A 14,187-nucleotide genomic window follows, 5' to 3' on the forward strand; every position below is an offset into this window, starting at 1 on the left:
TACCGGTGTCCTACCACAGCTTTGGTGGTTGGAAGCGCTCCTTGTTTGGCGACCTATCGGCGTATGGTCCGGATAGTATACGCTTCTACACCCGTCGCAAGACCATTACTCAGCGCTGGCCGTCCTCCGCTGTGCGCGAAAAAGTTCAGTTCGCTTTCCCATCCTAAACTATGCTCAAAGGCCAGCTCAGTGATAGTAGTTTAAGGCTGTTGCGCATCTACAAAACCGTTGTCGAATGCGGCGGTTTTGCAGCAGCAGAGGCGGAATTAAATATCAGTCGCTCGGCGATTAGTTTGGCGATGTCTGATCTGGAACAGCGTTTAGGTTTGCGGCTTTGCCAGCGTGGACGTACTGGCTTTGCGCTCACCGATGAAGGCGCGAAAGTCTATGATTCGACTTTGCAGCTTTTGGGTTCGATGGAAACGTTTCGCACCCAAGTCAATGAACTGCATAATCATTTGCGTGGCGAGCTGAATATCGGTATCACCGACAACCTTGTCACTATCCCTTATATGCGGGTCACAGATGCTCTAAAAAGCCTGCACACGCTCGGCCCTTCCGTCAAGATCAATATCCGCATGATTCCACCCAAAGATATTGAATTGGAAGTCTTGGACGGTCGTTTGCATATTGGTGCAGTGCCTGAGCTACGCCCGCTGACGGGTCTAAACTATCTGCCTCTGTATGATGAATTATCTTGCTTATATTGCAGCACTGAGCACCCCCTGTTTGACTTCGATCAGCAGCAATTAGATCGCAAAATCCTCAGCCAACAAGCAGCTGTATTGCCTGCTTATGCGCAAACCGTAGCGGTCAAAGAGCTAATGCGCGATTTAAAACCGGCTGCCACTTCCACCGACCGCGAAGGGATTGCCTTCCTAATTCTCACCGGTCAGTACATTGGCTATTTACCCACCCATTATGCCCAGCGTTGGGTGAACGAAGGCCGGATGCGGGCACTGCTACCAGACGAACTGTATTACAGTACGGCTTATGCAATTATTACCCGCAAAGGTGCACGCTCGAATCTGGTGGTGAAGACCTTTATTGAGCAATTTCTAAAGACCTCTATTGCCTAAATGGAATATAAATTCCAATTTAAAATTTAATGTAAAAAATATTACAAATTCTTGCAACTAGCCTATACTGCCCTTATCAACGATGAGGAGCGTAGTCATGAGCACGACTGAATATGGCCTAGATTTCACACGCCAACTTTCCAGCAAAAACTTTCTAATCACGGGTGGAACCCAAGGCTTAGGCGAGACCACCGCACGTTTATTTATCCAACGTGGGGCAGCAGGATTAGCCTTAATTGGACGCAATGCCGAACGCGGACAAGCTTTAGCGAAAGAACTTTCCAGCACTACTTGTAAAGTGATTTTCGTCCAAGCGGATCTCACCCAACGCGCACAAGCCATTCAATGTGTAAACGACACGATTGCTGCATTTGGGCAATTGCATGGCGTAGTACATTGTGCAGGTTGCACAGATCGCGGATCGATTTTGAACACTGATTTTGCCACCTATGATCGTTTGTTTGCGGTGAATACCGAAGCGCCGTTTTTCATTATGCAAACCGCCGCACGGCATATGGTGGAGCATAAAATCGAGGGAACGCTAGTGAATGTCTGCACTATGTCATCCCACGGTGGGCAATCGTTCTTGACTGCTTACTCTTCCTCCAAAGCCGCTTTGGTTGCCATGACCAAAAACGTCGCCTTTTCCCTAATGCGCAATAAAATCCGTGCCAATGTATTGAATATTGGTTGGATGGATAGTCCCGGCGAACATGCGATTCAAAGTAATTTCCATCATGCCCCCGTCGATTGGTTGGATGCAGTTGAGGCTAAAGAGCCGAATGGACGTTTGATTAAACCGGAAGAAGTGGCGCGTGCCGCCGCATTTTTGGCCTCGGCTGAATCCGGTTTAATGACTGGTGCGGTGATTGATTTTGACCAAGGTGTACTCGGTTGTGGAGATGGGCGTACGCCACAACCGGATAAAGCTATGACTTGGCCTGAGGTATAAACCATGCAAGCCCCACTCTTAGAGCTTGGCGCTTTTGCCGAATTATGCAGCCAGACCTTAAAAGCCAGTGCTTATCCGCTCGCGCATCGAGTGGAAAAAAATGTGCTGCTTTACGATAGCGATGAAATCCGCTCTGGCCTCAGCTCGGCTAGCTTTCAACAGGCTTTAAAGCAGGAATTAGCTCATGTTTTGCAGCAGGGCTCAGGCGTGTTTGTGCTGCAAAATGCTTTTGCTGATCAGGCCGTGATTGCGCGCATGAATGAGGTATTTGAAGCGATTTTTGTGCAAGAAGCCGACAAAGCCTCGGGCGATCATTTCGCCAAAGCAGGCGCGAATGGGCGGATTTGGAATGCTTTGCAAAAATCTGCACTAATTGATCCCGCCGCCTTCGTTGAATACTACAAAAATCCGTTACTGCTCTTAGCATCGGAAGCGTGGCTTGGGCCACACTATCAAATGACTACCCAAGTAAACGTGGTGCGCCCAGGTGGACAGGCACAAGCGCCGCACCGTGATTATCATTTAGGCTTTCAGGAGCAAAATGAGTTAGCACGTTACCCACTACATACGCATCTAATGTCCACACAATTGACCTTGCAAGGCGCGGTGGCCCATACCGATATGCCGCTAGAGTCTGGCCCCACTTTATTGCTGCCCTTTTCTCAGCAATATGCCCTCGGTTATTTCGCGTGGCGCGACCCTGCTTTTAAGGCTTATTTTGATGAACACGCCATTCAATTAGCACTTAAACAAGGTGATGCGTTGTTTTTTAATCCCGCGTTATTTCATGCAGCAGGCAATAATTACACCCAAGATTTTCACCGTAGCGCAAATTTACTGCAAGTCTCCTCGGCCTTTGGTCGTTCGATGGAACAAATTGATCGCTATGCCATGACACATGCTTTGTATCCGGCTTTGCAGAAAGAGTGGGCGCATTTGAATGAATGGGAGCGTGATGCGGTTTTGTCGAGTGCCTGTGAGGGTTACTCCTTCCCGACTAATTTGGACAGCGACCCACCTTTGTCTGGCTTAGCCCCCCAAACCATGAAGCAACTAACAGCACAAGCTTTACAGGATGGCTTAGCGGTTGAAACGTTTAAGCAGCAATTACAACAACATGCGCAGCAGCGCCTAGCCTGAGGATAATTTATGTTTAATGAAGAACGCCATTTAGCAGCTCCGCTGCGCTGGGGTATGGTCGGTGGTGGACGTGGCAGCGAAATTGGTTATGCGCATCGCGCGAGTGCGGCACGCGACCGTTTTTTCCAACTCAAGGCAGGTGCGTTTGACATTGATGCCGCACGTGGGCGCGAATTTGGCAGCAATGTAGGTGTTGATCCTGAACGCTGTTATGCCGATTACCAAAGTTTGTTTGCAGGTGAAGCGCAACGCGCAGATGGCATTCAAGCCGTGAGTATTGCTACCCCGAATGGCACGCACTATGCCATTAGCAAGGCAGCTCTCGAAGCCGGTTTGCATGTGATTTGCGAAAAGCCACTTACCTTCACCAGCGCCGAAGCACAGGAACTGGCCGATTTAGCCAAAGCTAAGCGCAAGCTATTCGCGGTGATGTATGGCTATTCCGGCTATCCGATGCTGCATCAAGCCCGTGAAATGATTCGGCAAGGCGCACTTGGTGAGATTCGTATTGTCACCATGCAATTTGCCCACGGCTTTCATAACACCGCGATTGAGGAGCAAAGTGCAGGCGCGAAATGGCGCATGAATCCGGCTATTTCAGGGCCGACTTATGTGCTCGGTGATTTGGGCACACACACCTATTATTTAATGGAAATGTTGACTGGTCTTGAGGTCGACGAGCTATGTTGTATGCGCCAAAGCTTTATTCCAAGCCGTGCACCGCTCGAAGACAATGCGCATGTGATGTTCAAATTCAAAGGCGGCGCAGTCGGTACTTTGTGGGCAAGCTCAGTCAATGCAGGCTCGATGCACCAGCAAAAAATCCGCGTCGTCGGCTCTAAAGCCAGTGTGGAATGGTGGGACGAACACCCCAACCAACTGCGCTACGAAATTCAAGGCCAACCCGCGCAATTACTGGATCGCGGCATGAACTATTTAGGCCAAGCTGATGGCATTTGCTCACGTATTGGCGGCGGCCATCCCGAAGGCTTTTTTGAATCGTGGGCGAATCTATATCACCGTTTTGCATTGGCGATTGATGCACTTGAACGCAATGATCAGGCGTTTTTAGAGCAGCTTTGGTATCCCGATGTGCAGGCGGGGATTAGTGGTGTTAAGTGGTTAGAGGCTTGTGTGAAGTCGGCAGATAATGGGGCAAGTTGGGTGAAAACTTAAGCTAACTCATAAGTCTGAAGTTTAAAACCAATCTACTTGAGCTTTATGATGACGTGAATTTCAACTTAGCTTAATAACACACACCAATGCATCCACAACAACAAGCTGAAAACTGGCTCAGTCAACACGGTATTCATAATTCCATACTTACCCCACTGGCGGGTTACACTAATGCTGTCTTTCTGGTCGAATCCACAAGCTCTCCAAACCGCTCGATTATTCGCATCGCCAATCACGAGTTAGCGGCTGGACTTTGCCCACTCGCGCAACACCCTAAGCAGGTGATTCGCCTACATCAAGACGCGGTGGACTTAGGTTTAGCGCCGGAGCTATTAGGTTTTGATGATCAAATCGGGATTATGTGGCTAGCCTATGCGGGTCAACAGCGTCATTTGCAAACTACCGATTTTGCTGAGATACGCAACCTATTAGAGCGCTTGCACACCAGTCATTTGCATTGGCGCTCACCGGATCAAACCGATTTAGATGTGGCGAGTTTGCAATTATTGCAGCGCTTAGCAAGCTCCAGCCATGTGCAAGTCAGTTCAACGGCTGAAAAGTTACTCAAAATGGCGGCTGAGCGTGGTTATGCGCAATACGCGCTTAAGCCCGTGCACAGTGATCTGAATCCGGGTAATTGGTTGCATGATGGCACTCGTTGGTGGTTGATCGATTGGGATTATGCGCGCTTGATGGTAGCGGAATGGGATTATGCCAGCCTGATTGTGGAGCATGGTTGGGATAAAGATAAAGCTCAGTTACTTGCGCCACAAATTCCTTTACCTGATTTGGCGTGGTTTTGTGCAGCGTTTGCGCTCTTAAGTTGGGATTGGCATGTACAGCGCGGCACAGACCAAGTGGCAAAAAAGCAGGCAACAACAGCCTATTGGTTGAACTTGTCAAACAAGCTAGATTCTGTTTTAGCACTCACAAACACGACCTAAATCCTGTTCTAGGTCGCACACCGCTAATAATCAGGCTTATCGTGCAGCTACCTTAAACCACAACAGAGTAGCTCATGAACCTCTATTTCAAGATCCGTTTCCCTACACTAGGGCAAAACTTAGCATTCTCTATTTTATGCGCGACCAGCTCAACTTATGCAGCGGACATCGATTTACCTGCGTACAAAAGCCTTACCTTCTCCGCTACCCATCGCCCTAAGCCTATTAATGCTTCACTTTGGTATCCCGCAGCTGCTAAAACCTCCACAATGGTCATCGGTGAGAATGCGATTTTTTACGGCCGATCCGCGTATAAAGGAGCTGGTATAGCCGCTGGTAAGTATCCGCTGGTGATTATTTCGCACGGTTCGGGCGGCAATATGGATGGCTTAGCATGGTTATCTTCCGGTTTGGCGCAGGCAGGGGCGATAGTTTTACTGATGAATCATCAAGGCACCATGACGGGGGATAGTTCGCCACAGCGCACGATACTATTTGAAGAGCGGGTAGCGGATCTACGCGCAGCCTTAGATCAAATTCTCCAAAATCCACAGTTTGCGCCGCATATTGATACTCAACAGATTAGCGCTTTAGGTTTTTCTTTAGGTGGAGCGGCGGTGTTGCAACTGGCTGGTGTGAATTTTGATCGCAAGGCTTATGCCGACTATTGTGAGCGCTTAGGCAAAGCAGCGGTAGATTGCCTATTTTTAAGTAAAGGTGGAGTCGATGTTAGGAAACTACCAGACACTTGGGAGCAGAGTTTTCACGAACCGCGGATTGGTAAAATCATTGCCGTTGAACCCGGCTTTAGTTATGCCATGACGGAAAAAAGCTTAAAAAGCATTCAAAATCCTGTGCTACTCATTAGCTTGGGCAATGAAACCCAGCGCTGGAAAGCCGCTGACCTAAGCGAAACAGGCAGCAATATTATTAATCTGATCCCCCAATCTGAACACGCAACCTTTGCTCCCGCACACCACTTCACTTTTTTACCCGAATGCAAACCGAAGGGTGAGCAGATATTAGCGGAAGAGAATGACGATCCGATTTGCACCGATCCCGCCGGAACGAATCGTGCGCAAATTCACCAGCAAATTATTGCCAAAGTCAGTCAGTTCTTGGGCTTGCCAAAGCTGAACTGATTGCAAATGGCGTCTTCAATGCGCGCTTCCGCCACTCACTGGGATTCATTCCCGTGAGGCGGCGAAACTCGCGATTAAAATTCGATTTAGTCTGAAAGCCGCAGTTACCCATAATCTCGGTGATGGTCTGCTCACTTTGATCCAACTGCTGCGTAACACATTCGACACGATACGCATTAATCAACTGCGAGACATTGCAATTCAATATGCTATTCACGGCGGCTGAAACGTTGCGCGCTGGCGTGCCTAGTTTGCGGGCTAAGCGATTGAGGCTTAAATCGGGGTCGCAATAAAGCGTTTGGACGCGTAATAGTTGATCGAGCGCTTGGACTATCAGTTGATATTCAGCAGCTTGCTCTGGGTTATCGGTAGGATCGGTTTTGCTGGAAGTTTCTGGTGTTAGGCTTGACTCCTCAGGCAGAGGCGGCATAGTAGTTGCCTGACCCAGCCAAGCAATCAAACCACCGATGACTAAAATTAGTAAAGAGTGCAATACAGCCAACACCTGTGGCGCGTGTTGGCCTTGATACCAAACGAAATCAAAGGCCACCGCTGTATCCACCACGGCGGACACGACCAAGGCTACACCCACCCAAAAAGCTGTTTTTGCTAAAAAGCGCGTATCATCGAAACGCGAAAATACCCATTGATCGGGTGTTTTAAGGGCTAGTGCCATGAGAGCCGTGCCATAGGCCAAGTGAATGAGAACCAGAATTAGATCAATGCCATCGCGCCAAAAGAACAAGGCTAAGAAAACCAGCAAAGACGGTAGACTATGAACCCACCAACCAGTCTGATTGTGCTGCCGCAAAACACTGAAACAATACCAAGTCACACTTGGCAGCAAGGCTGCTAATAAGGGTTGGAGATAGCGCAATAACAGACTATCGGTGCTCCACCGCAAGCCCACTACTACACTCATCACTGCGCACAACAGCAGGAAGCTATAAAACGGCCAATAAAGGCGCTGCAGGCCATGTGTTTTGCCAAAACGCAGCAGCAGGATGATGAGCAAGCAGGTGACGATAAAGGGTAAAGGTAGGGCGGGCATCGTTATTTTAGTGTCTTGTTAGCTTCGCAAATAGTAACTGAAGACGGCACAGAGTGTTAGCCACTATTCCTGATTGTTTTGTTTAACCTGTTAGTTGGCTAAAATTAAAAGCATTTAGATTTAATAATTTCCAAAAAATGCTACGCCTACTCCTTGCTGTCTCCATCATGTTGGTCTTGCTCATCCCAATCACCTTTGGGGTACTCGCTTTAGGGCTGCCCCATTGGTTGAGCCTTAGTTTGCTTGCTGGCTTTTTTCTCTTACCTTTCTTATTGGATGGGAGCTTATTTAATCGCCGGAAAACGCTAGCTCAACAGTTAATTGAATTAGAAACAAAAGGTTTGCTAGAGCAAAAAAGATTTCAAATCAAACGAGTGTTTGGCATTCAAGCTGTGGAAAGAAAAGGTGCGCAGTATTATTTAGAATTAGAGGATGATCGGGTTTTATATTTGGCTGGAGCACTGCTTGATGCTTACGAACCAACCCATACTTTAAGACGACGCTTTCCTTGTAGCGAATTTATAGTTTATTACCACAAAATCGATCAGACGGTTTTATCTTTAGAGCCGCAAGGAACTGTGCTTGAGCCTGAGCTCTACTTACCACCACTGATGCTAATTTGTGAATACCCACCACCGCGTTTAAAGAGTGGTGCTATTTTGCAAAAAAGCTATGAGGTGATTAAACAGGAGCAAATTAAAAGAACTGGGGTTTAGGCTTAGTTTTTTAACCTTCCATGTGCACTGCCCATCAGTTATTACACCACTTAATTAATCTCAGTAACTAACAAAAACCTAAAAATTCGACTAAAATGGAATTCAACTCCTGATTAGTCAAAATTTATGTATCCACGTACCTTACAAACTACGATTCAACAAGCTTCCAAGGGATTTCCTGTGCTCTTATTGACTGGAGCGCGACAGGTTGGCAAAACTACTGTACTGGAAACTTGTGCGGAGCCAGAACGCCATTATGTCACCTTAGATGACCCTCAAGAAGCCGCTTTGGCGCGCAGTGATCCTGCTCTATTTTTCCAGCGCCACGCGCCTCCAGTTATTGTGGATGAAATTCAATATGCACCGGAATTATTCCGTACTATTAAACTCATCGTTGATCGTGAAAAAAAGGCTGGTTTATTCTGGCTGACTGGTTCGCAAAAATTTCATCTTATGCAAGGCATTACCGAAACCTTAGCAGGTCGAGTCGCAGTGTTGGATTTACTAGGTTTGTCGCAAGCAGAATTAAATCAACAGGCTAACGAAGCTCAGCCTTTCTTACCTACCACTGCTTGGATTGAGCATGCACGCTCCTTAGAACGCCCTGCTTTAAAATTAATGGATGTATATCAGCGTATTTGGCTAGGCTCTTTCCCGCGATTAGCCTTAGAACCTACTATGCCTCGCGATTTATTTTACAGCGCTTATTTGCAGACTTATTTACAACGTGATGTGCGTGATTTAACTCGTGTAGGCGATGAACGAAGTTTTCTACAATTTTTACGGGCTTGTGCCGCTCGCGTTGGGCAATTATTAAACTATGCTGATTTGGCACGCGATATAGATATTGATCCCAAAACGGTAAAAGCTTGGCTGTCGATTTTAGAGACATCCGGCATTATATATTTACTTCAGCCTTATCATAATAATGTCAGTAAGCGCCTATTAAAAACACCTAAGCTTTATTTTCTGGATACGGGTTTGTGTGCCTATCTCACCCAATGGTCATCGCCTGCTACTTTGGAGGCTGGCGCTATGGCTGGTGCTATTTTAGAGAATTGGATGCTGGTAGAAATTCTTAAAAGTTGGTGGCACAACGGCAAAACACCTTATGTGTATTTCTACCGCGACAAAGAACAGCGCGAAATAGATTTATTACTGGAGCAGGATAATACACTTTATCCGATTGAGTTTAAGAAAACGGCTAGTCCTAATTTGAGTATGGTTAAGCATTTCAAAGTTTTGGAGGCTTTGGATAAGCAGACTGGGCATGGTGCAATTGTATGCTTAAGAGAAAGTGATATTCCTTTATCAAAAGAGGTGGATGTGATTCCGGCAAGGTATATATAAAAAACTCAGATACCAACTCAACAAATCCATGCATACCCTATTCAACCAAAGTCCCATCCTCACTCTAGCAACTTACGCCTGAAAAAGACATTTAGTGAAAAAGAGCAAGACGATTTTCTAGAAGACTCGTTTGAATACATGATCAAATTCTTTGAAAACTCACTTCAAGAGCTTGAGAAAAGAAACAAAAACATTAACTGTAAACTTAGATGAATTGATACCAATCACTTCACAACTTTCATTTATGACAACGGTAAAAAGATTGCTGAATGCTAACGGCGCGGCTGAATATTATTGGGACATTCTTATCGGCAATCTACAATAAAATGAAATTGCAACCCTGCTAAAGTTTAAGTCAAAACAGGGTTATTAAAACGCTTTAAGAATGACACATCAAACCGTCAAATACCTCTGAATCAACTCCTCATCCAGTTTCCCCATCTCTCCCTGTGCCACCTGCCGCCCTCGGTCTAAAAGACAAAAACGATCGCCAACCCTTCGAGCAAAGGGTAATTTCTGCTCTACCAGCAAGACGGTTAAGCCAATCTCTTGATTGAGTTTGCGGATAATGTCGCCAATTTCTTGCACGATATTGGGTTGAATGCCTTCGGTGGGTTCATCAAGGATTAGAAGTTTTGGATCGAGTACCAACGCGCGCCCAATAGCTAATTGCTGTTGCTGACCACCGGATAAATTGCCACCCCGCCGCTTGAGCATTTGTTTCAATACGGGAAATAATTCAAAAATAAACGGGGGAATACTACGCACTTTGTCGCGGCGTGCAGGCAAGCCAATGAGCAGATTCTCTTCTACCGTCAGCAGCGGGAAAATCTGCCGACCCTGTGGTACATAACCAATGCCAAGATTAGCACGCTTTTCGGCATCGACATTAACTAGATTCTGATCTTGGTAAGCAATCGCACCGTCACGCACTTTGAGCAAACCCATAATACATTGCAGCAGAGTAGTTTTCCCCACACCATTCCGCCCCATGAGCACCGTGACTTGGCCTTCGGGCACATGCAAATTCAAATCCCAAAGCGTATGACTTTCGCCGTAAAACTGGTTGAGTTGATCGACCTTGAGCATTTATTCCCCCAAATACACTTCAACCACACGTGGGTTCTGTTGCACTTCATCCATTGAGCCTTCTGCCAGTACACTGCCTTGGTGTAGCACTGTCACCTTATTCGCAATCGAGCGCACAAATTCCATATCGTGCTCGACCACCACCACGGAATGCTTGCCTGCTAAGGACTTTAGTAGCTCCGCGGTGCGATCCATTTCTTGGTGGGTCATGCCTGCTACGGGTTCGTCGACCAGCAGCAAATAAGGTTTTTGCACTAAGAGCATACCGATTTCCAGCCACTGCTTTTGCCCATGCGACAAAGCACCCGCCTGTTTATGGTAATGCTCCGTTAAACCAATGGTTTGTAGGGTTTCATCAATTAGTGCTTGTTGCTCAGCATTCAATTTAGCCCGCAAACTAAACCACACGCGCTTATCGCCCTTCATCGCGAGTTCGAGATTTTCCGCGACACTATGCGATTCAAACACGGTAGGCTTTTGAAACTTGCGCCCAATGCCTGCATTCGCTATTTCGGGTTCGCTTAGCTTCAATAAATCAATGGTTTGACCAAAGAAAGCTTTGCCACTATCCGGTTTAGTTTTACCCGTGATAATGTCCATCATGGTGGTTTTGCCTGCACCATTCGGGCCAATAATGCAGCGCAATTCGCCCGCATCGATATACAAATTCAGATCATTAATCGCCTTAAAACCATCAAAGCTCACGTTTAAGCCTTCCAAATACAGAATGGCTTTGTGACTGGTATCTAATGCCCCTTCGCGATAAAAATGCGCGCCTTCGCCCTCACTCATGCTGCTACCTCGCGTTTACGCCCAAAACTTATTTTTAAGCCAGCCCATACACCCGCTAAACCGCGTGGTAAATACAAAGTCACTAACACAAATAAAGCTCCGAGCATAAAGAGCCATGACTCAGGCATTAGGCCGGTGAACAGCGTTTTGGCATAATTGACTAAAATCGCGCCCAAGACTGCACCATATAAGGTCGCACGCCCGCCCATCGCGACCCAAATCACAATTTCAATGGAGTTTAACGGTGAGAACTCGCTCGGATTAATAATCCCCACTTGCGGCACATACAGAGCACCTGCAACCCCCGCAAGCATGGCGGAAAAGGTGAATATCCAGACTTTATAGTTTTCGACTTTGTACCCGACAAAGCGGGTACGACTTTCGGCATCACGAATCGCGACGGTAATGCGCCCGAGTTTGGAGTTGATCACATAACGACAGAGCAAATAGCCGATAGCAAGCGCTAGGCCAGAACCGATAAATAAAGCCACACGCGTGTAATCGGACTGTAGGCTAAAGCCGAGTAGATCTTTGAAATCAGTCAGGCCATTATTGCCACCAAAACCCATTTCATTGCGCAAAAATGCCCACATCAGTGCATAAGTCATGGCTTGGGTCATAATGGATAAATACACGCCTGTAACCCGCGAACGGAAGGCTAACCAGCCGAAGACAAAGGCTAATAAGCCGGGTACAAATAGCACCATCAGCATGGCAAACCAGAACATATCAAAGCCCTGCCAAAACCACGGCAGTTCTTTCCAGTTGAGGAAAACCATGAAATCGGGTAATTCCGCATTCCCATACACGCCCCGATCCCCAATTTGGCGCATTAAATACATGCCCATTGCATAACCACCGAGTGCGAAAAATGCACCATGCCCAAGGCTCAAGATACCTAAATAGCCCCACACCAAATCGACCGCCACGGCTAATAAGGCATAGGTTAAATACTTGCCCATCAGAGTGACTAAATAGGTGGGTACATGGAGAGGGCTGGTATCAGCGACGGCTAAATTCAAAATCGGTACTACGATTAATACCGCAGCCAACACCGCTAGCATGATTTGCCCACCACGATCATTTTTCAGGATTTGACTCATCAACATGGCTTAATCTCCTGCAGCACGGCCTTTTTGCGGGAATAAACCGCGTGGGCGCTTTTGAATGAATAGAATAATGAACACCAGTACCAGAATTTTTGCCAGTACCGCGCCTGCCCAAGGTTCTAAGAATTTATTAATTACCCCAAGCGATAAGCCTGCGACCAAGGTTCCCCATAAATTGCCGACCCCACCGAACACCACTACCATGAAGGAGTCGATAATATAACTCTGGCCTAAATTAGGGCCGACATTGGTGAGCTGACTTAAAGCCACCCCTGCCACCCCTGCAATCCCTGAGCCTAAACCAAAGGTCAAAGCATCCACCCGCGCCGAACGTACACCCATTGCGCGTGCCATTGCACGGTTTTGCGACACTGCCCGTACTTGTAAACCGAGATTGGTGTTACGCAGCACAAAATACAAAATCGCAAACACTAATAAACTGAAGGCGAGAATATACAGGCGGTTATAGGTGAGTGAGAGCACACTATTAATCTCCAACGAACCTGACATCCAGCTAGGATTGGAAACTGGCACATTCTGCGGTGAAACCACCGTGCGCACCAGTTGCTGAAGAATCAAACTAATCCCGAAAGTTGCCAGCAGGGTTTCTAAAGGTCGCCCATAGAGATGCCGAATCACCGTGCGCTCAATCAAAATCCCTATTAAACCCGACACGATAAACGCGGCCGGAATCGCCAAAAATAGCGAGTAATCCAAGTAATTCGGCATCAGCTTTTGAATGAAATAAGTCGTATAAGCGCCGAGCATAATCAACTCGCCATGCGCCATATTAATCACGCCCATCACGCCAAAGGTAATCGCTAAACCAATCGCCGCAAGTACCAACACCGAGCCAAGACTTAGCCCGAAAAATAAGGTTTCCAATTGCCCATTTAAAGCCACTTGATTCTCAATATTACGCAAAGTGCTTTGCGCGGCTTTGGCAATTGTGGGGTCAGTATCAGTGCTTAAAGCGGTCAGTTTATTGCGCACCGCTGGATTGAGATTCCCGTCTAAGGCTGTGATTGCAGACAATTTAGCTGCTTTGTCACTGCTATTTAAGGAGGCTAATTGAATGGCTAACTGAAGTGCTGCTTTGACCTGCGGGTCGGTTTCTTTGCTGAGCAAGTCTTGTAGTTGTGGGAGTTGCTCGGGGGAAACGGTTTCAAGTAAACCAGTCGCTGAAGCTAAGCGCACTTTGGGATCATCACTCGATAAACTTAAGCCACCCAGTTTGCTGCGGAGATATTTGCGTAAAGTATTATTGACCGGAATTTTGCGGTAATCGTCTTTATTCACGGCACTCAAGGCTTGACCATTACTGGCATCCAAGGCAGCCGTGTCAGTGAGCACGGCTAAGCTATCGTTTTGTTTATGTTGGTAAAGTTGGCCTTCGAGTAAGGCTTTTAAGGCTACTGGGGCTTGCGGGTCGGAACTGGCGGAAAGCATATCGGCAGCTTCGCGGGTTTTATCGAAGCTGGCTTGTTTAAAAAGGCTGCTGGCTTGATTCCAAATAGGATTGGCTTCAGCCCACACAGCAGAGAGACTAAAAAATAAAAAAATTAAAGCAACACTGAGACGGGTGAGTGACTTAGCTAACATGCGCGTACCTTGCAGAAGAGAGGACGCCCGCGACCGCTAGAACCG

Annotated in this window: 13 protein-coding genes and 1 pseudogene; 9 read left to right on the forward strand and 5 right to left on the reverse strand. The window is 47.1% G+C overall.

Annotated elements, in window-relative coordinates; translation table 11 throughout:
• From Q0230_RS19715 to Q0230_RS18715, 7 genes and pseudogenes are all read left to right on the forward strand, one after another.
• Positions 1-167 (forward strand): annotated as a pseudogene (locus Q0230_RS19715) (methylmalonate-semialdehyde dehydrogenase (CoA acylating)); the annotation flags it as partial.
• A gap of 3 nt (positions 168-170) precedes the next feature.
• A complete protein-coding gene (locus tag Q0230_RS18690; protein WP_367274152.1) occupies positions 171-1,079 on the forward strand; it encodes a LysR family transcriptional regulator in 909 nt (302 codons plus the stop codon).
• A 97-nt stretch (positions 1,080-1,176) separates the two neighbouring features.
• A complete protein-coding gene (locus tag Q0230_RS18695; RefSeq protein WP_298613027.1) occupies positions 1,177-2,031 on the forward strand; it encodes an SDR family oxidoreductase in 855 nt (284 codons plus the stop codon).
• 3 nt (positions 2,032-2,034) lie between these two features.
• Complete coding sequence (locus tag Q0230_RS18700) at positions 2,035-3,171, forward strand: phytanoyl-CoA dioxygenase family protein (protein ID WP_298613030.1); 1,137 nt, start codon at positions 2,035-2,037, stop codon at positions 3,169-3,171.
• A 9-nt stretch (positions 3,172-3,180) separates the two neighbouring features.
• Positions 3,181-4,347 (forward strand): Gfo/Idh/MocA family oxidoreductase, encoded by a 1,167-nt coding sequence (locus tag Q0230_RS18705; RefSeq protein WP_298613033.1) that lies wholly within the window; start codon positions 3,181-3,183, stop codon positions 4,345-4,347.
• Positions 4,348-4,433: 86 nt separating this feature from the next.
• A complete protein-coding gene (locus tag Q0230_RS18710) occupies positions 4,434-5,291 on the forward strand; it encodes a phosphotransferase (protein ID WP_298613036.1) in 858 nt (285 codons plus the stop codon).
• A gap of 74 nt (positions 5,292-5,365) precedes the next feature.
• Complete coding sequence (locus Q0230_RS18715) at positions 5,366-6,433, forward strand: hypothetical protein (RefSeq protein WP_298613039.1); 1,068 nt, start codon at positions 5,366-5,368, stop codon at positions 6,431-6,433.
• Here the strand turns inward: Q0230_RS18715 and Q0230_RS18720 are convergent.
• Complete coding sequence (locus Q0230_RS18720; RefSeq protein ID WP_298613042.1) at positions 6,399-7,484, reverse strand: AraC family transcriptional regulator; 1,086 nt, start codon at positions 7,482-7,484, stop codon at positions 6,399-6,401. The two genes, Q0230_RS18715 and Q0230_RS18720, sit on opposite strands and share 35 nt — an antisense overlap.
• Positions 7,485-7,621: 137 nt before the next feature.
• Between Q0230_RS18720 and Q0230_RS18725 the strand changes: the two genes are divergently transcribed.
• Both Q0230_RS18725 and Q0230_RS18730 read left to right on the forward strand, forming a co-directional pair.
• Complete coding sequence (locus tag Q0230_RS18725) at positions 7,622-8,200, forward strand: hypothetical protein (protein WP_298613045.1); 579 nt, start codon at positions 7,622-7,624, stop codon at positions 8,198-8,200.
• 126 nt (positions 8,201-8,326) lie between these two features.
• On the forward strand, positions 8,327-9,550 hold the full coding sequence (locus tag Q0230_RS18730; protein WP_298613048.1) for an ATP-binding protein: 1,224 nt from the start codon (positions 8,327-8,329) through the stop codon (positions 9,548-9,550).
• Between the two features lie 393 nt (positions 9,551-9,943).
• Here the strand turns inward: Q0230_RS18730 and urtE are convergent, their stop codons facing one another.
• The 4 genes from urtE to urtB are packed head-to-tail and all read right to left on the reverse strand — an operon-like array spanning position 9,944 to position 14,142.
• Positions 9,944-10,639, reverse strand: coding sequence for an urea ABC transporter ATP-binding subunit UrtE (gene urtE / locus Q0230_RS18735; RefSeq protein WP_298613051.1), 696 nt, complete (start codon positions 10,637-10,639; stop codon positions 9,944-9,946).
• Positions 10,640-11,431, reverse strand: coding sequence for an urea ABC transporter ATP-binding protein UrtD (urtD, locus tag Q0230_RS18740; RefSeq protein WP_298613055.1), 792 nt, complete (start codon positions 11,429-11,431; stop codon positions 10,640-10,642). It abuts the gene before it with no gap.
• Entirely contained in the window at positions 11,428-12,540 is a 1,113-nt protein-coding gene (gene urtC, locus Q0230_RS18745) for an urea ABC transporter permease subunit UrtC (protein ID WP_298613058.1), read from the reverse strand. The genes urtD and urtC overlap by 4 nt, the downstream gene beginning before the upstream one ends.
• Positions 12,541-12,543: 3 nt before the next feature.
• Positions 12,544-14,142, reverse strand: coding sequence for an urea ABC transporter permease subunit UrtB (gene urtB / locus Q0230_RS18750; protein WP_298613062.1), 1,599 nt, complete (start codon positions 14,140-14,142; stop codon positions 12,544-12,546).
• Between the last annotated feature and the right edge of the window lie 45 nt (positions 14,143-14,187).

This window comes from uncultured Thiothrix sp., from assembly GCF_937876535.1.
In the GTDB taxonomy this organism is placed as follows: Bacteria; Pseudomonadota; Gammaproteobacteria; order Thiotrichales; family Thiotrichaceae; genus Thiolinea.